This is a genomic window from Wenzhouxiangella sp. AB-CW3 (genome assembly GCF_014725735.1).
In the GTDB taxonomy this organism is placed as follows: Bacteria; Pseudomonadota; Gammaproteobacteria; order Xanthomonadales; family Wenzhouxiangellaceae; genus Wenzhouxiangella.
The window spans coordinates 3,580,614-3,602,628 of the sequence record NZ_CP061368.1 but is presented as its reverse complement, the minus strand read 5'-3'; the positions used below and the strand labels follow the sequence as shown (position 1 = coordinate 3,602,628).

Genomic DNA, 22,015 nt, shown 5'->3' with positions numbered 1-22,015 from the left:
GGGCATGGGACAGATCGTGGAAATCACATTGATGAACCTGCGCAGCATTCCGCAGAGACTGGGATCATCCCTGGTGGCCGTGATCGGCGTGGCCGGTGTGGTCGGCGTGCTGGTTGCGGTACTGTCCATGGCCAAGGGTTTCGAACACACCCTGCAGGCTGCTGGGTCCGAAGACAACGTCATCGTGATGCGCTCGGGGTCCAGTTCGGAACTGGACTCCAGTCTGACTGGCGAACAGGTCAACATCATCGAACAGGCGCCGGGGCTGCTGCGCGATGAAGGCCGCGGGGTGGTTTCGGCTGAGCTGTATGTCATGGTCGATCTGGAGAAAAAATCCACCGGCACCCAGGCCAGTGTGCCGTTCCGGGGCGTGGGCGAGAATGCCAGCCGGATTCGCGAGCGCTTCGAGCTGGTCGAGGGGCGCATGTTCGAGTCCGGCCGGCGGGAGCTGATTGCCGGGCGTGGCGCGGCCGACCAGTTCAGCGGGCTGGTGGTCGGCCAGACGCTGGCCTTTGGCCAGGAACGTTGGGATGTGGTCGGTATCTTCACCGCCGGCGGGTCGGCGGCCGAATCCGAGCTGTGGACCGATGCCGGCATGCTGCAAAGCGCCTACCAGCGCGGCAACAGCTACAACATCGCCTATGCGCGGCTGGCATCAAGAGATGATCTGCAGCAGTTTCATGACGCGCTGGACGCCGATCCCAGGATGTCGATCAGGGTTCAGCGCGAAACCGAGTACTTCGCCGAACAGTCGCAAATCCTGTCGGGCTTCATTTCCGGCATTGGCTACGGCATTGCCGTGCTGATGGCCCTGGGCGCGGTGTTTGGCGCACTCAACACCATGTACACGGCCGTGTCCGATCGCACCCGCGAGATTGCCACCCTGCGCGCGCTGGGCTTTTCCCGCCTGCCCATCGTGGTGTCGGTCATGACCGAGGCACTGGCGCTGGCCTTGCTTGGCGGTGTGCTCGGCGGACTTATTGCCTGGGCGCTTTTCAACGGCTTTACCGTATCCACGCTCAACTTCGCCAGCTTTACCCAGGTGGTGTTCGCCTTTGCCGTGACCCCGGGGCTACTGGTCCAGGGCATCTTCATCGCCCTGGTGATCGGCTTTCTGGGTGGACTGGCACCGGCGGTGCGTGCAGCACGGCAGCCCATTGCCACCGCCCTGCGAACCTGATTGAGGCAAGCGAGCCTGCTGGATTCCCGGCTACAATTTGTTCGCGAATCGACCTGTCTGCTCCACGAAGTGCCGGATCTCCATGCATACACCGTCATCCAACAGCGAGTTCGAAGACTGGGAAGCGTTCCGAAGTGCGCTGGTAGACGAGGAATGGCAACAGCCCGGGGTTTACAAACACCTGCATAAGTATCGCCTCATTCAGCTTGCCTCTCGGCGTCCGTGGACTGCGTTCTCGGCGCTTGATGTAGAGTGGCTACACCGGCGCGCCGACGCCTTGCCACGAACGCTGAGAGGGAAGCTGTGTGTCTGCTGATTAGTGACCGCATTATTAACCCGGCACGAATGTAGATCGCATTCAGCCGCAGTGTGCGCTGCGGCTGAATGCGATCTACATTCGTGCCGGGTTAATAGTAACCCATGACCCCATGGCGTTTGGCACATGCGTACCTACAGTATCCCGATCTATTCTGACCCGACATAGTCGCTGTCTGGAGTCGGGATCATGAGACGCTTGAGTTTGACGGTAGTCCTGCTGCTGTCCTGTTGCACGGCCTGGGCCGGAACTGATATTGAAACGCTGCTTGCCGGGCACGATGAGTCCACACCGGGGGTGGTGATTGGCCTGGTACGAGATGGTGAGCTGGTCGAGATTAAAGTAGCCGGAATGGCTGATCTGCGATTTGGAGTGCCGATGGAAGTGGGTACGCCGGTGAATATCGGGTCAACGGCCAAGCAGTTCACCGGCATGGCAATGGCGTTGCTGCATGATCGTGGCCAGCTTTCGCTTGACGATGATGTTCGCAACCACATTCCGGAATTGCCTGAGTTCGAACATGCGGTCAGGTTGCGTCACCTGCTCGGTCATACCAGTGGCTACCGCGAGTTCATCAATGCCGAGGCCCTGGCGGGTGTACGCATCGAGAAGAGCGATTGGATGGATCGTGATGCGGTGATCGCCACGGTGCGGCGCCAACCGGAATTGCAGAACAAGCCCGGTGAGGAATGGAATTACAACAACACCGGCTATGGTCTGCTGGCCGAAGTGATCACCCGCGTGACCGGCACGCCCTATCAGGACTGGGTACGCGATGAGGTTTTCCATCCCCTGGGCATGTATGACACGCGGTTCCGCTTGCATGCCGACGAGATTGTTACAGGTGCCGCCACCGGTTATACGCAGGCGGATGGAGGATACCGGGAGGCGCGCGATATCGGTGGCGCGCTGGGTGCCGGCGGCGTTTACACGACGGTGGCCGACATGGCGCGCTGGATGAAACACCTGGGCCGATTCGAACTTGGTGGAGATGCAGTGCGCAACCTGATGACCACGCCACTCCAGCTCAACAGCGGCGATTCCAGTGGCTACGGGCTGGGCCTGTCCATCGACGAATTCCGCGGCCTGCACCGCTGGGAGCATGGTGGCGGCGATATCGGTCACATATCCGTGTTTGATTTCTTCCCGGAGCTTGATGCCGGCTACATGATATTTGCCAATGGCCCCGGAATCGATGCCGACTTCATTCATGGCGTGGCCGAGACCTGGTTGGGCGAAGATCTGGTGGCACGGGATTCCGGGGACAAGGAAATCGCCGAGCCGGATTCGGTGACAGAGGCCGCGGAGTTTACCGATGAGCTGTTTGATCGCTATGCTGGCCGCTATGAACTGGAGTCGATACCCGGGTTCGTCATGCACTTCTTCCGTGAAGGCGAAAAGTACATGATCCAGGCGACCGGGCAGCCGGCCTTTGAGCTTGAACCGGCGGGCGTCAATGTGTTCACCCAGGATGCCGTCGGTGCCCGTTTCGTCTTCGATGTCGAAGCCGACGGCAGCGTGCATGCGCTCACGTTGCACCAGAATGGCGAGCACATGGCGGTGCGCGTCAAGGACGAAACGGGCCATGGAGCCGAGGAGCTGTCTGCCTACGCCGGTCGCTATCTCAGTCTTGAGCTGGAAACCTTCTATACCATTGCCTTGACCGACTCCGATCAACTCGAACTCAGGCACCGCCGCTTCAATCCGGTGTCACTCCACCATGCATCCGACGATCGATTTAACGGCAGCTTTCCGGTGGCCAGCGTCGAGTTCGTACGCGACGATGATGGGCGGATCACTGGCTTTAAGGCCGGAAACGTCCGTGCTCGCGACATTCTGTTCGAGCGGGTTGAATGACGCCTGGTCGACTTTCCCTTATCGGCCGACCGGGCCTGATCTATATGGTGGAGAATGGGGAAATGACAGAGCAGGCAGATCAGCGAGAGGACACATGGCGGCCAGGCGGCGGCATGGTCAGCGTCCCAGGTATTTTCATGTTGCTGCTTGCGCTTGCGATCAGTGGTGGGCCTGTATTGGCCGATTCCATAGAGCTGGATTTCGACGCTTCGGCCGGAACCCTGTCGGGCACGCTGTTTCTGCCGCCGGGCGAAGGCCCTTATCCGGCCGTGATCTTCCTGGCCGGGTCAGGCGACGAGAGTTACCGCACCGGCTGGGAGGGAGAGCGGCGGTCATGGTTCTGGCCCGAGCTCCAGGCATGGTTTGCCGAACGCGGGTACGCGGTATACATCTTCGACAAGCCCGGTGTTGGACGATCCGAGGGCGACTGGCGCAAGGAGGATTTCGGTCATCGTGCCGACAACGCACTGGCCGCGGTACGAATGCTTGGCGCACGTTCCGAAATCGATAAGACACGCCTGGGCCTGCTGGGCCACAGCCAGGGTGGCTGGATTGCGGTCAAGGCTGCCGCAAGGGTGCCCGATGATATCGCCTGGGTTGTCAGCCTGGCCGGGCCGGCCATCGGAGTGCGGCAGCAGATCATCGAGGATACCGTCAACCGGTGGCAGTGCGATGAGCAAAGCGCCCTGGGACTGCGCCGCGCCGGTCTGGGCACGATGCTATCGGTGATGGGTGCTCTGGGCCGTGTCGTACCGGCTGGCTACCTGTCAAGAATCGTGCGCTACGATCCGGCCGATGACCTGGCACGGATGCGGCAGCCGATGCTGGCATTGTTTGCCACTCACGACATCATGGTCATGCCTGAAACCAATGTCCCCCGCCTTGAGCGATATTTTGGTCGCGATACCGGCAACACGCATCTGGTCGTTGAAACGATCCCTGGGCTTGACCACTTCTTTCGTCACGGATCGTTTTGCCTGGACACTCCACGACCCCAAAGCTTTGATCCCGAATTCTGGGCGGCGCTGGGATCGTCATCATTCTGGGATGATGCGCTCTTGGCCAGTCACTATTATTAACCCGGCACGAATGTAGATCACATTCAGGGCTTCAATCAGGGCCCGAATCAAGGCGTCGCTCGCCGCCAAGGGTGATTCCCTTGGCAAGAGCGAGAACGCAGAGTCGGGCCCTGATTGAAGCCCCTAACTATCTGATTCTAAAAAGTCAGGCCGCAGTGTGCGCTTCGGCAGACTGCGTTATCGAAACTTGCTGTAGGAGTGCTACAGCGGCGTTTCGCTGCCTTGCTGCCGAAGCGCACACTGCGGCTGAATGCGATCTACATTCGTGCCGGGTTAATAGCCCGGCAGGTATGTAGATCGCTTTCACTCGCGCAGGCGATGGTTTCGCCAAATTCCAGCCAACCCTGCGACGCTACTTGCTGATAGCGACAGTACACTCGCGATTACCAGTGTGGCGGTGCCGCTGAGCCATAGTTGCCACAGGAAGTAGGAGGTGCCGGAGAATCGGGCGTTGCCGAAGATCAGCAGCGATATCGGAAACCAGCTCACGGCGAGAATGACCAGCGCCAGTCCCAGGCCACGGTGGAGCCGGCGGCGGGCGGCACTGGCGGCCAGTCCGGCCAGCGAGACCAGTCCAGTCCACAGCAGCAGGTTCACCACTGGTGCGTGCAGCAGTTGGACCTCGACAAACGACGCTCCCTGAAGTCCCAAGCCAAGTGCCAGGATGATGACCTGCAGCCCGATGGCAAGTAGCCAGTATCTCATTGCTAAAGCATACACAACCCGGTGTGTCCTGTCCTGGCCGGCAGTTTGAAATTGGGCGGTGCGTCGGGTCCGCCTTCGAGTCGGCTCAATATAGACGACGCCCCGACCTGGGCCGGGGCGTCGCGGTCTTTCTCTCTCGTTTCAGCCGGATGGCTGGATCAGCTGGTGACCAGGTTCAACCCATAGCCGCTGAGCATGGGGTTGAGGCGCTGGAACCAGGTTCGGCGCTGGTTCTGCGGAATACCGCAGTTGGTGCCGTCGCCACCCAGCGCACCGCCGGATGTGACGCCTTGCGCCTGGTTGCCGCCGGCCACCCAGGAGCCACCGGAGTCACCCTGTCCGGCGCAGGCATTCGATTCACGCAAGCCGTGAACCGGGCCGCTGCCGTAGTTGACCGTGACGTTGTTGCGCGTCAGGGTGCCGCAGCGCCAGCCGGTGCGGAAGCCCGAACGGCAGACCGTGGCGCCCAGCGGTGCTTCATTGCTGCCGGTCACGGCGTAGGTGGAGTTGCCGCTGTATCTCCAGACCAGATTGTGGAGGGTGTCGCTCCGGCGGACATTGGCCCAGGCCGCATCGGCGCCAGGGAAGTTGCTGCGCTGGAACCGACCCACGGCCACGCCGTTGATTCTCACGATCTGGCCAACCGATCCGCAGTGGCCTGCCGTGACGAATCCGGGGGTGCTGCCGCGCCGGACGGCAAAGCCGATGGAGCAGCCGTTGTAGCGGAAACCGCCCACAACATTGACCAGTGTTGAAGGCTCATGTTCGGAGACTTCGAAGTGCACCATGTCCAGGTCGGCCCGGCTGCGGGCAAAGAAGTCCAGCACTCGGTCCGATACGTCCGGTGAGGCCACCACCACAACACGGTTGTTGGGCAGGTCGATACCCCAGGAGTGGATCCCGTTCAGGCTGCGTGCCATGGGGTTCCCGGATGCCCGGTTGAATGACTCGACGGTCTGCTCAAGTTCGGCCAGGCTGAAGCGAACCTCGCGAACCTCTGTGCGTGCGGCCGCCCGGTCCAGTCCGCGCAGGCCGGGGTTGCCCTGGACTGCAGCCCGGGAAGTGGCGGCAACAACCGCGCGAACTTCGCCATTTTCGTCACGCTCGATCCAGCTGCCGCCGTAGTTGTCACCCAGTGCCGAAGCGGCGCGGGAGAGCACGGAACCGGCCTCGCGTTCCATGCGAAGCGTTCTCTGGAACTCGGCCTGACTCAGGCCGAGATCCCGTTCGATCGCGGTCGCCATATCACTTGGAATATCCAGTTCTTCAGGTGGAAGGTCGGAACTGAAGACCTGGGAGGAAACGGAGAGAAAGAAAGTGGAAGCGAACAGAAAAACACCGGCATGACGCCGGTTGTTACGGGTTTGAATGGATTTCATGTTTAACCCTCGTGCATTGATGAGCCCCTTGTTTTAGCTCATTGCAAAGGTGGCGGACATCCGACCCCCTATACCAACCTCCCCGGGGTTTCGGCCAATGCCGCCGCGAGAAAAGCTAGCACGGCTTGCGGTTCGATTGCAAGCGTCGGGCGGAACTGTTGCACTCTATGGGTGGGCGCCAAAAAAGCAATTCAAATCAATCTTTTGGGCGGTCAGTGCCACGAACGGAGACGGCGATTCCCCAGATCAGCGCGACCACGAATAGCGCGGCGCCAGGGATGCCGAACAGCAAAGCACGTAGAAAGTGCTCGAAAAACCGAATCTCGCTGAGACGAAACTGGCGGGTATCGTCGAAGCCTTCGCTGATGGCGGTATAGGTGCCTGCCGCGGGAAACTCGATGCGGCCCACGGCCACCCGTCGGGAATCGCCGATTTCCTGGCTCATCGAGCCGCGCACGGGTTCGACGGGAACCCTGTCGCCGTCGGTATCGGTGAACCGGAGACTGGAACCCGACGGCAGATCGTCATCGACCTCGTGAACACGCCCGTCAATCATCGTTTTTGAATCGTGCCAGAGTCGGTAATCACCGCCTGCGGGTACCTCGATCTCCACCGATCCGGGTCCCTGGAAAGTGGTATGCCAGCCGCCAAACCCCTGAATCATGGTCCAGGTGGCCGCCAGGAACAGAACAAGCCCGGCAACGCCAAGCGCAAGGGGCCAGTAATACTGCTTGGACATGGCTCAACCTCCTGCGTGCATCATACGCAATCGAGCCGGGCAGGCGAAGTCCGGGTTCGGAAGCCTTGACCATGTTTACTTTGTTATGTAAGGTAATCGCCACCAAGTAAACCTCAGGGCAGATCATGGCCGGAAAAACCGATAGTGGGCAGATTCTCAAGGGGCTGCTCGACACGCTGGTGCTCGATTTGCTGGCCGATGGTGACAATTACGGGTTCGGCATCTTCGGCCAGCTGCTCGACCGGCTCGGGCCGGACAAGGATCTGATCAAGGAGGCCAGCCTTTATCCCTTGCTCTACCGGCTGGAAAAGCGCGGCTATCTGGCGGCATATCACGCCCCCGGAGAGCGCGGCTCGCCCCGCAAGTACTACCGTCTGACGGGCGAGGGGCAGGCCTTTCTTGAAATGCGCCGGAATGAATGGCGCCGTATGGCGGGGGTACTTGAGCGCACCCTGTTTTCCCGCACCGGATCCGAACTGCAACAAGAGGACAAAACCGCATGATTTCCAGACTGCTACGCCTGCCATCGCCGTCTTTTCCATCCGACATGAGTACGGGCGATCCATGCATTGATGACACGCTTCGCCGCCTGGACGCGGCGCTTGTTGGCGCGGCATCGGTTCGCCGGCTGACCCTGCTTGAAGTGCGCGATCACCTGCTGGAAGCCAGGGATCGGCACGTCCAGTCGGGCGCCAGTCCGGCAGAAGCGGCTCGTCTAGCAACCAGCGAAGTGGGCGACCTGGAAGCCACCGCGGCCCATCAGCGCCGGGAGCGGGCCGCCGTCTTCTGCAAGTCGGCCCTGATTCTCGGGGCGGTATTCGCGACTCTTATGCTGATCTTCTATCTGCTTGCCGCGAAGCTTACAGAAACCGGTACGCTCGATATCCTCGTCACGCTTGCCGCAATGGGCGTTGTCTATGGCCTGATCATGGGCGCCTGGTTTGCTTACGGTTTTGCCCAGTCCATGCCGACCGCCGGTGATGATGTCGGGCATGGCTTCACGGTCTATACCCCCCGTTCCAGCCTGTGGGCGGGTGTCATCCTGCTCGTGGCCATGACGGCAATTTTCCTGCTCTGTGCACTGGGTCTTGCCGGGGTGGGAGTGTTGGCCGGTCAGCCGGTGTCTGCCAGTCTGTTCCTGATGCTGCTGGCCGCATATATGATTGCCGGCGTGCCGACCACGCTGGTGCGGATTGAGGTCAGCCAGCACGACATGGATATTCGGGGGCTGTTCTCCCGACAGTGCATTCAACTAGAAAGGATTCGTGCCTTCCGTCCCGTTGCCACCTGGAAGCGTATCCTTCTGCCTGGTCTGGGAATGCCCTACCGTATGGACTGGGAAGGAGAAGGTGGTAATCTGATGAGCCGTCGCCTGTGGCTGAATGGCGAAATGGTCAATGCCGATCGGCTGCAGGCCACTGTGGAGTCCGCGGCAGATGCCCATTCAGTTCCGGCCGGCAGCCAGGGTGCGTCTGAATAAGTCGTTGCTTTCGCGGCGGATCCTTGGGAAGCTCTGAATAACTCTACGCGCCCCGCGTAGAGTTATTCAGAGCTTCCCTTGCGTGGGGCTCATGATGTTTTCGGCTGACGGATCAGTTGCACGCACGATATCAGTGTTTTCACAAGGAATGACCAATGAAACTTGAAACGATTGCCGTTCATGGCGGCTTTGCCGGAGATCCGGAAACACACGCGGTCGCTGTGCCCATCTACCAGACCACCAGCTATTACTTCGACGACACTCAGCACGGAGCTGATCTTTTTGACCTCAAGGTAGAGGGCAACATCTACAGCCGGATCATGAACCCGACAAACGCCGTGCTGGAACAACGCCTCACGGAAATGGAAGGCGGCGTCGGGGCACTGGCCATGGCATCGGGCATGGCCGCCATTACCGCGACGATTCAGACCCTGGCGCGCAGCGGCGACAACATCGTGTCAGTGACCCAGCTTTATGGCGGCACCTACAATCTGTTTGCCCATACCATGCCGACCATGGGCATCGATGTGCGCATGGCCGATGGCCAGGATCTTGAGCAGATCGAGAGCCAGATTGACGACAATACCCGGGCGCTGTTCTGCGAATCGATTGGCAATCCGGCGGGTAATATCGTCGACCTGGAGGCCATTGCCCGCATAGCGCACAAGCACGAACTGCCGTTGATCGTGGACAACACCGTGGCCACCCCGGCGCTTTGTCGTCCTTTTGACCATGGCGCGGATATCGTGGTGTGTTCCCTGACCAAGTATCTGGGCGGCCATGGCACCACCGTGGGCGGTGCCATCGTCGATTCCGGTCGTTTCCCGTGGAAGGGCAATCCACGTTTCCCCCAGTTCAACGAGCCCGATCCGTCCTACCACGGGGTCATATATACCGAGGCGTTGGGTGAGGCGGCTTTCATCGGGCGTGCACGCGTGGTGCCGCTGAGAAACATGGGCGCAGCCTTGTCACCGTTTAATGCCTTTCTGGTGTTGCAGGGAATCGAGACCCTGCCATTGCGCATGGAACGCCACTGCGACAATGCCCTCAAGGTGGCGGAGTTTCTTGAGGGGCACCCCAGGGTGCGATGGGTCCGTTTTGCCGGCTTGCCCGGCGATCCCGGACATTCGCTGGCAGCGAAATACATGGATGGAAAGGCCGCATCCATTCTGAGTTTCGGTATCGAGGGTGGGCCGGAATCGGGTGCAAAATTCATCGATGCACTGCAGATGATCAAGCGGCTGGTCAATATCGGTGATGCCAAGTCACTGGCATGCCACCCCGCCAGCACCACGCATCGCCAGCTTGATGAGGGTGAACTGAAAAAAGCTGGAGTGACCACTGACATGGTGCGGCTGTCGATAGGCATCGAACACATTGACGATATCATCGCTGATCTCAGTCAGGCACTGGACCAGGCACAATGACATTGAGTTGATCCGGCACGAGGGTGGACTGCGTTCGTGCCGGATCAGCGGCGCTCATTCAGGCGGTAGCCGTACTTGCGCACGGTCAGGATGTACCTTGGCCGGTTGGGATCGGGTTCCAGTTTTCGACGCAGTTCGGCGATGTGCGTGTCGACTGTCCGCGTAATCACCGCACCCGGGTGGCCCCAGACTTCCGCGAGCAGATCCTGGCGGGAAACGGCCTTGCCATCGTGCCGGTGCAGGGCCACCAGGAGATCGAATTCGCGTGGAGCAATCAGCACCTCCTCGCTGCCCCGCGACACGGTGCGTCGAGTGGTGTCGACTGCGATCTCCCCTATATGGAACCGGCTGCCCGTATCCGCCCGGCCTGATCGACGCAGCAGTGCCTCGACGCGGGCAAGCAGCTCCAGCAGCCCAAAGGGCTTGGTGACATAGTCGTCGGCGCCCAGTCGAAAGCCCCTTACCTTGTCGGCTTCCTGGCCACGAGCGGTAAGCATGAGCACGGGCAAGGTCTGGCCCTCCTCGCGCAGGCACCGCAGGATGCGGTACCCATCGGTATCGGGCAACATGAGATCAAGGATGAGCAGGTCGTAAGGGCATGAGCGCAACGCGTCCAGGCCAGTCTCGCCGGTGTAGGTCACTTCGGCCCGGTGACCCTCGATCTCGAGGTTGTCCCTCAGGCCGTCGGCGAGATCACGTTCGTCCTCGATGATCAGAATGGTCGCCATCGCTTCAGTCCTTGTTGCTTGCCGGAAGTTCGATTACAAAGCGGGCACCGCCTTCCGGTGCATCCTCCACCCAAGCCTCCCCGCCCAGCTGCCGGGCATAATGTCTGACCACCGCCAGACCAATGCCGCTGCCTGATGTGGCGCCATCGCTGGCGCGCCGGTACATTTCCCAGATGTCGTCCCGTCGCGAAACGGGGACGCCCGGACCGGCATCATCCACACAGATCAGCACGTGCCGTCCGCAGTCTGCAGTTTTAGCCGACAGCCGCACACTTGCCCCTTCGGGACTGTGCTTGGCGGCGTTATCGAGCAGGTTGAGCAGCATGTGCCTCAGCGCTTCCTGGTCGGCATGAACCTGCAAGCTGCCGGACGGTGACACATCGATCTCCACACCCTGATGGCTCGCCAGTGGAAGGTACTCAGACTTGACCTTCTCGAGAAACTCGTTGAGTGCGATCGATGACCGGTTGACGGTTTCGGCCCCCGCGTCACGGCGGCCGAAGTGCAGCACATTGCCGACCAGATGGTCGAGACGACGACTCTCTCGGTCGATCACGTTCAGGGCGCGTTCACGTTCCCGCTCTTCTCGAACCCTTCCCAGGCGAAGGGTGTCGGCAAACAGGCGAATCTGTGCCAGTGGAGTTCTTAGTTCGTGCGAAATCCTGGCAATCGTGTCGGTACGCATGCGCGCCAGGCGGCGTTCGGCCAGCACCTGCCAGCCGGCCACTGCCCCGAGCACCAACGCCACCAGGGTCAGGGCGCCGAGCAGCGGCAGGCGCGACCGCGGTGTTCCACCAACGATCAGATACTCGGCCGCGATCGGCGGCAACGCCGTTTCCACGGTCAGGCCGGAGAACGACTCGCTGATTGAATCGAAACTTGCACGACCACGCCACGGACCATCAAGCGGCCCACTTTGATACAAGGTTTCATCGGCACCGATGACCCGGAGGGTCAACAGGTCAGACTGCTTCCTGTCGGCAAGCAGGCTGGCTGGCAGCAGGTCGTCGCGATCAAAAACATCGGAAAGGGCCGACCTTACCGGCTCGATGTCTGCAAGATAGCCCAGTATCCCTGGCTGACTGGATCCATTTGCCACGTGCGCCACGGTTGTGGCCCGGCCATTGAAGGACAGGAAGTGCAGGCCGCGCTGTTGTTCCTGGCTGTTGTTGCCATGCTCGAGCTTGTGCTCCAGGTGAGCCATGAGCGCGACGCGATCGAGCAGGGCATCGTTGCCGCTGTATTCCAGCCGTCCATTGTCCAGGCGAAAGGTGAGGCCGGGTTGCAAGCCATGCGGGCAGGGGCAGCGACTGGCGGCATTCGTGGCCCGTTTGTGCAAGGTTTCGACCGACTGGTCCGGTGAACTTTCGGCCAGCGCCCCCAGGGCCGGTGCCAGGCTGCCGCGCAGTTCGACTTCGGCACGCCGGACATACTGCCAGGCAGCCACATCGGCATAGTCCGTCAGGGCCCCCGCGGTCACTTCCCGCTGCGCTCTCTCCGAGCGCATCATCTCGGCAAACAGGACACCGACCAGCACCAGGGCAAGCAATGCCGCCCCTCCGGGGAGCAGGTTGCCGCGTGAAGGTGCTTGTCGACCCGAACCGGACATGCTGCACACTGGGCAAGTCAAACAATCCTCAGTCTATGACAGGAACCGGCCGAAAATGTTGGGGATCTGTCAGGATCAGCTTGAGGATGGCCGGGGTAGACTGTAGACCGGGTTCATTCACTGACAAGAGGGACGCCCAGGGTCATGCAGAGCAATCAGAGCAACATCGGCACCGAGCTGGTCGTGCTGACCATTGTCGGCGCCTTGCTTGGCCTGGCCGCCAGTGGCGTGGATCTGTCGGGCCTGTTCTACCAGAGAACCGGCATGGTCGCGGCCGCCATCGGCGCTCTGATGGGCGCGCTGTGGGCGGTGGTGCTACATCAGGGTCGCAGGATCAGCCAGCTTGAGCAGCGCCTGGCGCGACGGGCGGATTCCGGATCAGTATTGCCAGTGCGGCCCGCAGTCGAAACACCATCGCCCCGCGCCGCTTCGGCGGATGCTCCGGAATCTCGACACCAGGCGGCCGCAACTGGTGTCCGGGCAGCCAGGGTGGATGAGGGCACAAGCCAGGCCAGTGGGACGACCGCACCCAAGCCGCAGCGAGCGGACAGCCCGGGCCTGCAACAACTCAAGCGCTGGTTCACCACGGGCAACGTCCCGGTCAAGATCGGTGTGCTGGTGTCTTTTGTGGGACTGGCCGCACTACTGCGCTATGCCGGTGAACAGGGCTGGTTGAAAGTGCCCGTTGAATGGCGATTGCTCGGTGTTGCCCTGTTGGCCGTTGCTGCCTTGCTGTTCGGGGTCCGCCAGGTCGAGCACCGACGTGCTTTTGCGCTGTCCCTGCAGGGTGGTGCGATTGGTACAGTGTTGCTGACGGTTTTCGCCGCCTTCCGGCTGTACCAGTTGCTGCCGGCATCGGTCGCGTTCTCGCTGATGGTCGTAATGGTCGCTGTCGGCGGGGTGTTGGCCACGGTGCAGAAGGCGATTGCGCTGGCCGTGCTGGCCATGATTGCCGGATTTGCCGCACCCATGCTGGTATCGACCGGTGAGGGCAGTCATGTTGCGCTGTTTTCCTGGTATGCCGTGCTCAACCTGGGCATCTTCGCCATTGCCTGGCGTCAGTCCTGGCCGGTGCTCAATCGCGTCGGCTTCGTGTTTACCTTTGCCATCGCCACGCTGTGGGGTGTGCTGGCCTGGTCGCCGGTTCACTATGCCAGCGTGCAGGCATTCCTGATCCTGTTCTTCACGCTCTACTTCCTGATTCCCATTCTTGAAGCCTGGCGTGGGCAACGGGGATCGCGCTGGCTGGATGTAATTCTGGTCTTCGGCCTGCCCCTGTTTGTCCTGCCTTTGCAGATACTGTTGCTGGAAGGCGAGCGGATGGCCATTGCCGGTTCCACCCTGGCCATGGCGCTGGTTTATCTGACCAGTTCGGTCCTGCTGCTCAGGCGCTGGAATATGCCGATGTTGGGCCGTTCGCATGCCGTGCTGGCAGTCTGCCTGGCAACGCTGGCGGTTCCCTTCGCATTTTCCGGCTTTTCGATCACGCTGATCTGGGCGCTGGAGGGTGCGGCGCTGGTCTGGTTCGGATGTCTGCAGCAGCAGCGCCTGACGCGGCTGTCCGGCCTGGGATTGCAGGGCATGGCCGCCGGCGTCTGGCTGGTCAACCAGGCCGTCATCTGGCCGGCGCCGGAGCTGATGCTGGTCAACAAGTACTTCCTTGGCGGGCTGGCCGTGGCCGTGGCCGGTGTGATCAGCGCCTGGCGCTATGACGCGGCCGGTGCACGGGGCTGGCGATTGAACGTGCTGCTGGTCTGGGCACTGCTGATCTGGTCGATCAATGGACTGGCTGAGATGGATCGTCACCTGGTCGCCGCCGAAAGCGCAGCGGCAATGATTCTCTTTCTTGCCGTCAGTGCCTGCCTCGCCGCCTACCTGCATTTTCGCAAGACCTGGACACCGATGGCCGTGGCCGCCGTGCTGTTCATGGCGTCGTGTCCCCTGCTATTGCCGGAACAGGTGATTCATGGCCTGCCACTGGCCGGGTGGGGGTTGCCGGCCTGGGTGCTGGTGCTGGTCGCGATACTCGCCACTGACTACTGGTTTGGCAAGATGGCTTCGCGCTGGCGTGGCTGGGCGGTCATGGTCGGTCATGCCGCCGTCGTTGCCGCGTTGAGCGTCACTGCGGTGGAACTGGCCAGCAGCTATTGGCAGCCTGGCCGTGGCTGGTTCTGGCTGCTGGGCGGACTGCCTTTGTTGCTGCTGGGTGCCTGGCGGGTGCTGACCGGGAGTCTGCCATTGTGCTTCCGGCCCTTGCCGGAGCCTCAACTGCTGATACCGTCTGCATTCATCGTGATGGCACTGCTGGCCGGTGCTGTAGTCAGTCTGACGGATGCTGGCAGCGCGGCACCCCTGCCGTGGCTGCCGCTCATCAATCCGCTGGAACTGGCACAGGTTGCGGCGCTGGTTGTACTGCTCGCGCTGTCCGGAGCCGGTGGTCCGGGAGTATTCCGCCTGCCGCTGGCGGTGCCGGCGATGCTGGGTTTGTTGCTCGCAACGCAGTTCGGCATGCGTTCGGTTCATCACCTGGCCGGAGTGGACTGGAGTGTCATGGCTTTGGCGACATCCAATGTCGCACAGGCCACACTGAGCGTAATCTGGACCCTGCTGGGCGTGCTGGCCTGGGTGGCCGGTTCACGCCGCCGCCAGGTGGCGGTGTGGTGGGCCGGTGCGATTCTGCTCGCTCTGGTGCTACTGAAACTCCTGTTGATCGACCGGCAGTTCCTGTCGACCGTTGCCGGCATTCTTTCTTTCCTGGCTTTCGGCATGCTCTCCATTCTGGTCGGCTACCTGGCGCCGGCCCCGCCGTTGCGGGAGGCTGAACAGCGTCAGCCACGCCCATGAGCGTGACCGGCGCACGGCATCCCGGGGCATGCCTCAGTCCTGGCTGTTGATCTTGTCCTGTGTGCGATGCTCGAAGTCGCTGGCATCGTGGCGTTCGCGCAGCTGTCGTTCCGGCTTTCCCCTGATGCGGTTGACCATGCAGCCGCGCTGAACGGCTTCCCGGGAATCAATCATGTGGGCCCAGCGCTGCACATGCTCGTAGGACTCGACCTGCAGAAATTCGGCCGCATCGTAGAGCCGCCCCAGCACCAGTTGGCCGTACCAGGGCCAGATGGCCATGTCGGCGATGGTGTAGGCATCGCCGGAGATGTATTCCCTGTCGGCCAGTTCGCGATCAAGCACGTCAAGCTGGCGCTTGGCCTCCATGGCATAGCGATCGATGGCGTACCTGATCTTTTCCGGGGCGTAGGCATAGAAATGCCCGAAACCTCCACCCAGAAGTGGTGCCGAACCCATCTGCCAGAACAGCCAGTTGAGGCACTGCGTGCGCTCGGTGTGCGCTTCGGGCAGAAAGGCGCCAAACTTTTCTGCCAGATAGAGCAGGATGGCGCCTGATTCAAATACCCGCAATGGCTTTTCCAGGGAATGGTCGACCATGGCCGGGATCTTGGAGTTGGGGTTGATGTCAACGAAGCCGGACGAAAACTGCGTGCCCTCTCTGATATCGATCAGCCAGGCATCGTACTCGGCATTCTCGTGGCCCCGCGCCAGCAGTTCCTCGAACAGGATGGTGACCTTTTGTCCATTGGGTGTGGCCAGTGAGTAGAGCTGGTAAGGATGCCTTCCGACAGGCAGTTTTGCTTCATGTGTGGCCCCGGCTACCGGACGGTTGATGTTGGCGAACTGTCCGCCGCTCTCGGCTTTCCATTGCCATACGCGAGGGGGCTGGTAATCACTGTTGCTTGTGCTCATGACTCGCTAAACCGCTAAAAACAGTGCCAAGCGTACACGGTGCGAGTCGACAGCATGGCCAGAATCCGCGCGGTAGTCGGGTTAGACTGCGCCAGTCTGAAACCAATGACCGGAGTTCGTCCGATGCACCTTCGCTTAATCGCCCTGCTGGCCACGATGCTAGCCGCGACGACTGGAATCGCCGATGACCGTCGTTTCGCCTCCAAGGACCTGTTTGACCTGCAGTTTGCCAGCGAGGTGCAGATTGCTCCCGATGGTGCCCGGGTGGTCTACGTGCGCTCGCTCTACGACATCATGACCGACCGGATCCGTACCAACCTGTGGATGGTCGGTGCTGACGGCAGCGATCACCGCCCGCTATTGTCCGGGCGAGAGAGCTATTCATCCCCGCGTTTTTCGCCAGACGGCGAGCGCCTGGCCTACGTGGCTGATGACGGCAAGGGAAAAGCACAGCTATTCGTGCGCTGGCTCGACAGTGGCGAGACGGCCATGATCACCGGTCTGACCGAGTCACCGTCCTCCATTGCCTGGTCGCCCGACGGCGAGCAGATCGCCTTTTCCATGCGTGTCCCGGCCGACAAGCCGGCGCTGGCCAGCCCGCCCTCGGCACCTGAAGGCGCGGACTGGGCCGAGCCTGTCACCGTGATTGATTCGGTGGTCTATCGCTGGGATGGGCGCGGCTATCTCGAGCCCGGGTTTTCACATGTCTTCGTTGTTTCAGCCACCGGTGGCGCGGCCCGCCAGCTGACCTCGGGGGACTATGACCATGAAGGCCGGCTGGCCTGGATGCCCGAGGGCGATGTCATCGTGTTCTCGGCCAATCGCGGCGAGAACTGGCAGTACGAGCGCAACCAGTCCAACCTCTATCGCGTCAGCCTCGATGGTGGCGAGATCGAACAGCTGACCGAGCTCGACGGCATCGCCCGCTCGCCGGCGGTCTCGCCGGACGGCCGACGCATTGCCTTCGAGCACGACGATCACCAGAACCAGCAGTACACCGAGTCCGTGCTGGGCGTGATCGATGCCGACGGCGATAACCTGGTGCTGCTCGGCGAGTCTCTGGATAGGTCCATGAGCGACCCGGTCTGGGCTGCCGACAGCTCCTCGATCTATTTTCGCCATGACAATCGCGGTGAGCGCAAGGTCGCTCGCGTGGACCTGCGCGACCGCATCACCAACCGCATTGATCGACTCAGCGGCGTGGCCGTGGGTCGGCCCTACCTGAGCGGCAGTTTCTCAGTCGCCGACAACGGCACCATTGCCTACACTCAGGGTACCGCGCAGCAACCGGCCGACGTGCATCTGATTGACCGTCGCGGACGCAGCCGGCAACTGACCGATCTCAATCGCAACCTGTTCGACCAGCGCGACATGGCCGAAGTCCACGAGGTCGTCTACGAGTCGTCCACCGACGGTACCCAGATTCAGGGCTGGTACCTGACCCCGCCGGATTTCGATCCCGACAAAGAGTATCCGCTGATCCTGGAGATCCACGGCGGTCCGCACCTGGCCTACGGCCCGCATTTCTCCGCCGAACTGCAGCGCTACGCGGCCGAGGGTTACGTGGTCTTCTACAACAACTACCGGGGCTCGGCTTCATACGGCACCGAGTTCGGCATGCTGCTGGAATACAAGTACTCGTCCGAAGATGACTTCGGCGATCACATGTCGGGTGTCGATGCCATGATCGACAAGGGATTCATTGACGAGGAACGACTGTTCATCACCGGTGGATCGGCCGGCGGCATTGCCACTGCCTATGCTATCGGCCTGACCGACCGCTTCCGTGCCGCGGCTGCCATCAACCCGGTCATCAACTGGATTTCAAAGGTGCTGACCGGCGACACCTATCTGAATCAGATCACGCACCAGTTCCCGGGCAAGCCGTGGGAAGAGTTCGAGCACTACTGGCAGCGCTCGCCGCTGTCGCTGGTCGGCAATGTCACCACGCCGACCTTGCTGATGACCGGTGAGGATGACTTCCGCACGCCCATCGGCGAGACCGAGCAGTACTACCAGGCACTGCAACTGCGCGGCGTTGACACGGTCATGATTCGCATGCCCGACACCGCCCACGGCCTTGACCGGCGCCCGACGCGTCATATCGCCAAGATCGACAATATCCTGGCCTGGTTCGAGCGCCACGACTTGTCTGCCGGAGAAGGATGATCACCGCTTGTCGAGTGCCTCGCGCAGTGCCCGTGCCAGGACGGCCTTTGGATAGGGCTTTTGCAGCAGACGGGCAGAAGGTCGGTCCGATTCTTCAAGGGTCAGTGCATCCTCGGTATAGCCGGAGGTGAACAGGACACGCAGGTCGGGATGGATGCGCCGAATCTCGCGGGCCAGATCCGGGCCCGTGTGACCGCCGGGCATGATGACATCGGTAAACAGCAGGTCGAATTCCTGCTCGCTGCGCGCCAGTTGCAGCGCTTCGTCGCCTGACGTTGCGGTCGCGACTTCGTAGCCAAGCTGGCAAATCAGGCGTCTGACATGTTCAAGCACGAGCTCATCGTCTTCGACGACAAGTATGCGCTCCGATCCACCCGGCAGTACTCCTTCCGCATCGTCTGTCTGCTCCTTGCTGGCTTCGCCAAAAGCGCGTGGGAGGTACATGCGCACCGTTGTCCCCATGCCTGGCTCGGAATAGACAGCGATATGGCCGCGTGATTGCTTGATGAAGCCATAGACCATGGGCAGGCCCAGTCCGGTACCCTTGCCCTTTTGCTTGGTGGTGAAGAAGGGTTCGAAGATCCGCGACTGGTCCTTGGCCCCGATGCCCTGTCCGTTGTCGGTCACGGCCACCTGAACATACTCTCCATCCAGTACGTCGGCATGCTGGCGCGTGTAGTCGCCATCGAGTACAGAATTGCTGATCGTGATGGACAGGCGGCCACCCTCAGGCATGGCATCCCGGGCATTCAAAGCCAGGTTGAGCAGGGCCGATTCAAGTTGTCCGGGATCGATCTCGGCCAGCCACAGGTCGGGTTCGGGGCTGATACGGATTTCGATGTTTTCGGGAATGGAACGGCGCAGCAGAGGCTGCATTGCTTGCACCAGGTTCAGCACATCGGTTGCTTTCGGCTCCAGCGCCTGACGGCGGGCGAAGGCCAGTAACTGGTTGGTCAGCTCGGCGCCGCGGCCGGCGGCCGACAGCATCAGGTCGGCCATTCCCTTTTGCGTGCTGCCGGTTTCCAGCGTTTCGCTGAGCAGCTCGGCATTCCCCAGAATGACGGTAAGGAGGTTGTTGAAGTCATGTGCCACGCCACCGGTAAGCTGGCCGATGGCTTCGAGCCGCTGGGCCTGCCTGAGCTGCTCCTCCAGCTCGATTTTTTCGGTGATATCCGTGTTAATAGCCAGTATGGAGCGGGGCTGGTCGGACTTGTCCAGCACCAGGGTCAGGTGACACTGTACCTGGAGCTCATGTCCGTCGCGATGGAGCTGCCGCATCTGCCCGTCCCAGCCACCCGCTTCGAGCAACCGGGCAAGGACCTGGTCCCAATCGTCACGGCTGGCAAAGACACGTTTGAGGATGGTGTTTCCCTGGATCTCGTGCGCCTGCCAGCCGTACAGTCGTTCGGCGCCGTGATTCCAGTAGGTTGCCGTTCCTTCCAGGTCGGTCACGAAGATGGCGTCCCGGGCCTTGTTGAGCAGTTCGGCCTGCTCGGCGAGCTTGCGGCGAGCAACGCGCTGCTCGGTGACATCCTTCATGCCACCAACCATGCGATCAGGTTTGCCCGGCTTGCCCCGAATGATCACTCCGCTGTCGGTCGCCTGTGCGTATCGTCCATCCTTGCGCAGGAACCGATACTCGGCAGACCATTCCTGATCTCGATACTCGAAGGCAGCCTCGAGAGAGGCAATGGTCCGGTCCTGATCGTCTGGATGAATATGATCGATCCAGAACTGAATGTCATTCCCCGCTTCCTCGAGCGTGTAGCCGAAAGCGGCCTCCAGTCCGTCACTCCACCACAGCTCGCCTGACTCCATGACGTAGTCGTAAATGACGTCGGTGGAGGCGCGGGCGACAGCACGAAAGCGTTCTTCGCTGTCTTCCAGTGCAGAGCGGGCCGTCTCCTGTTCAGTGACGTCACTGATGAATCCGGTAAAGATGCGCCGTTCCGGCAGATGGACCTCACCGACAGTCAGCTCTATAGGGAAAGCAGTCCCGTCGCGACGACGCGCTTCCAGACGCTGTGGGGATCCGATGATTCGGGCTTCGCCGGTTTCCCGGTAACGCTTGAGGTGATCGTCGTGCAAGCGTCGATACCTGTCGGTCATCAGGATGCTGATACCTTGGCCCAGCATGTCCTCGGCCCGGTAACCGAACATCTCGGTGGCGGCCGGGTTGACTGTTTCCATGACACCGTACTCGTCGATGGTGATGATGGCATCGCAGGCGGTTTCCAGAACGCCGCGCATGCGCTCGGCTTGCTCACGCAGCTGCTGCTCGGCCAAGCGGCGTTCGTGGATATCCACCGTCGATCCCAGCCGGCGAATAGCGCGGCCCTGTTCGTCGCGAATCACCTTGCTGTTGGACTCAACCCAGCGATAATCGCCTGATTGGGTCAGCAAGCGGAACTGGGCCGTGGCCCGGTCCTCGGTTGCGCGATCGACCATCCTGTCCGCCTTCTCACGCACGCGGTCACGGTCTTCCGGGTGCATCAGCTGCATGTAGGCCTCGAGCGTGTCGGGCATGTCTTCCAGGCGTGCGTAGCCCAGCATATTGCGAAAGGTCTCGGAGAAGCTGACCTTGCCGGTGATCATGTCGTAGTCCCAGAGCGCGGCCTGGGACGCCTCGGCGGCATGTCGGTAGCGTTCCTCCGACAGGCGCAGGGCCTCTTCGGTACGCTTGCGTTCGGAGATATCCAGGATGGCGCCCTGTACGCCGATGATACTGCCGTCCGGATCATGCTCGGGCTCGCCGATGGTTCGCACCCAGCGCCGACGGCCCCTGGCGGTTATCAGTTGCAGTTCTTCGTCGAAGGGCACACCGCGGGTCGCGCAGGACGTATAGGCCTCGCGGATCTTGCGACGGTGTTCGGGGGCGTAATAATTGATGCCCTCGTCGACCCTGGGTGAGTGCCCGGGTGGCTCTTCATGTATGACGGCTGCCTGTTCGCTCCAGGTAATCTGCTCGGATGCAAGGTCAACATGCCATCCGCCCAGCCTGACAGCGCGCCGGGCGATATCCATCAGCCACTGGCTCTTGTCGAGCTTATCGAGCAGATGCTGCTTCTCGTCGGCACTGTCCTTGAGTGCCAGTCGGGTCAGGCGCAGGTCCAGGGCATGCATGGCCAGCTTGGAAAAGGCCTGCAGCGTATGCACCTGATGCGCTTCAATGGACCGGGCCTCGGAATCCATGACTGCCAGGGTGCCGATGCACGAGCCGTCGGCTGCAAGCAGCGGTACGCCGGCATAAAATCGGATATTGGGCTTTCCCGTAACCAGCGGGTTGTCGATAAAGCGGGGGTCCAAGGCGGCATCATCCACGACCAGGTTCCTGCATTGCCGAATAACCAGATCACAGAAGGCTATCTTTCTCGGCGTGCTGTCGATGTCCATGCCCACCGATGCCTTGAACCACTGGCGATCGGCATCCATGAGGCTGACAATGGCCATGGGGGTGTCACAGGCCTGTGCAGCGAGCCTGACCAGTTCATCGAACAGGGCCTCGTTGTCGGTGTCGAGCACACGGTACTCTTCGAGCTTCCGCTGCCGCCGCACCTCGGTGTCGTGACGCGACTCTTTCATGGTCACTCC

Annotated in this window: 15 protein-coding genes; 8 read left to right on the top strand and 7 right to left on the bottom strand. The window is 61.4% G+C overall.

Translation table 11 applies throughout. From position 1 onward, the window contains the following. Positions 1–4 precede the first annotated feature (4 nt). The 3 genes from IC757_RS15520 to IC757_RS15510 all read left to right on the top strand — a co-directional run bounded on the left by IC757_RS15520 (position 5) and on the right by IC757_RS15510 (position 4,432). The gene (locus IC757_RS15520) at positions 5–1,180 is read left to right on the top strand and encodes an ABC transporter permease (RefSeq protein WP_190975183.1); all 1,176 of its coding nucleotides are present in this window, start codon (positions 5–7) and stop codon (positions 1,178–1,180) included. A gap of 505 nt (positions 1,181–1,685) precedes the next feature. Beyond that, positions 1,686–3,353 (top strand): serine hydrolase domain-containing protein, encoded by a 1,668-nt coding sequence (locus tag IC757_RS15515; RefSeq protein ID WP_190975182.1) that lies wholly within the window; start codon positions 1,686–1,688, stop codon positions 3,351–3,353. Between the two features lie 62 nt (positions 3,354–3,415). Then, the gene (locus IC757_RS15510; RefSeq protein ID WP_190975181.1) at positions 3,416–4,432 is read left to right on the top strand and encodes an alpha/beta hydrolase family protein; all 1,017 of its coding nucleotides are present in this window, start codon (positions 3,416–3,418) and stop codon (positions 4,430–4,432) included. Between the two features lie 303 nt (positions 4,433–4,735). Here the strand turns inward: IC757_RS15510 and IC757_RS15505 are convergent, their stop codons facing one another. From IC757_RS15505 to IC757_RS15495, 3 genes are all read right to left on the bottom strand, one after another. Then, on the bottom strand, positions 4,736–5,137 hold the full coding sequence (locus IC757_RS15505) for a hypothetical protein (protein ID WP_190975180.1): 402 nt from the start codon (positions 5,135–5,137) through the stop codon (positions 4,736–4,738). Between the two features lie 158 nt (positions 5,138–5,295). Beyond that, the gene (locus IC757_RS15500; RefSeq protein WP_190975179.1) at positions 5,296–6,516 is read right to left on the bottom strand and encodes a S1 family peptidase; all 1,221 of its coding nucleotides are present in this window, start codon (positions 6,514–6,516) and stop codon (positions 5,296–5,298) included. Between the two features lie 196 nt (positions 6,517–6,712). After that, a complete protein-coding gene (locus IC757_RS15495; protein ID WP_190975178.1) occupies positions 6,713–7,255 on the bottom strand; it encodes a hypothetical protein in 543 nt (180 codons plus the stop codon). 125 nt (positions 7,256–7,380) lie between these two features. On the opposite strand from IC757_RS15495, the gene IC757_RS15490 reads away from it, so the two are divergent. From IC757_RS15490 to IC757_RS15480, 3 genes are all read left to right on the top strand, one after another. Further along, complete coding sequence (locus IC757_RS15490; RefSeq protein WP_190975177.1) at positions 7,381–7,758, top strand: PadR family transcriptional regulator; 378 nt, start codon at positions 7,381–7,383, stop codon at positions 7,756–7,758. Beyond that, entirely contained in the window at positions 7,755–8,735 is a 981-nt protein-coding gene (locus IC757_RS15485) for a hypothetical protein (protein WP_190975176.1), read from the top strand. Before IC757_RS15490 ends, IC757_RS15485 begins: the two co-directional genes overlap by 4 nt. Positions 8,736–8,890: 155 nt before the next feature. After that, a complete protein-coding gene (locus IC757_RS15480; protein ID WP_190975175.1) occupies positions 8,891–10,162 on the top strand; it encodes an O-acetylhomoserine aminocarboxypropyltransferase/cysteine synthase family protein in 1,272 nt (423 codons plus the stop codon). 44 nt (positions 10,163–10,206) lie between these two features. On the opposite strand, the gene IC757_RS15475 is transcribed toward IC757_RS15480, so the two are convergent. Together IC757_RS15475 and IC757_RS15470 are read right to left on the bottom strand one after the other, a co-directional pair. Continuing rightward, positions 10,207–10,890, bottom strand: a complete 684-nt coding sequence (locus IC757_RS15475; RefSeq protein WP_190975174.1) for a response regulator transcription factor — start codon at positions 10,888–10,890, stop codon at positions 10,207–10,209. Positions 10,891–10,894: 4 nt separating this feature from the next. Next, complete coding sequence (locus IC757_RS15470; RefSeq protein ID WP_190975173.1) at positions 10,895–12,499, bottom strand: sensor histidine kinase; 1,605 nt, start codon at positions 12,497–12,499, stop codon at positions 10,895–10,897. 144 nt (positions 12,500–12,643) lie between these two features. Here IC757_RS15470 and IC757_RS15465 point away from each other — a divergent pair, with 144 nt between their 5' ends. Further along, entirely contained in the window at positions 12,644–15,343 is a 2,700-nt protein-coding gene (locus IC757_RS15465) for a DUF2339 domain-containing protein (RefSeq protein ID WP_190975172.1), read from the top strand. A gap of 33 nt (positions 15,344–15,376) precedes the next feature. Here the strand turns inward: IC757_RS15465 and yghU are convergent, their stop codons facing one another. Further along, positions 15,377–16,255, bottom strand: coding sequence for a glutathione-dependent disulfide-bond oxidoreductase (gene yghU, locus IC757_RS15460; protein ID WP_190975171.1), 879 nt, complete (start codon positions 16,253–16,255; stop codon positions 15,377–15,379). Positions 16,256–16,378: 123 nt separating this feature from the next. Here yghU and IC757_RS15455 point away from each other — a divergent pair, with 123 nt between their 5' ends. Then, positions 16,379–18,424 carry an alpha/beta hydrolase family protein gene (locus tag IC757_RS15455; protein ID WP_223846163.1) on the top strand — a complete coding sequence of 682 codons (2,046 nt, stop codon included), beginning with the start codon at positions 16,379–16,381 and terminating at the stop codon, positions 18,422–18,424. Here IC757_RS15455 and IC757_RS15450 read toward each other — a convergent pair whose 3' ends face one another. Continuing rightward, positions 18,425–22,006: a PAS domain S-box protein gene (locus IC757_RS15450; RefSeq protein WP_190975170.1), complete on the bottom strand. Its 3,582-nt coding sequence runs from the start codon at positions 22,004–22,006 to the stop codon at positions 18,425–18,427. Positions 22,007–22,015 lie beyond the last annotated feature (9 nt).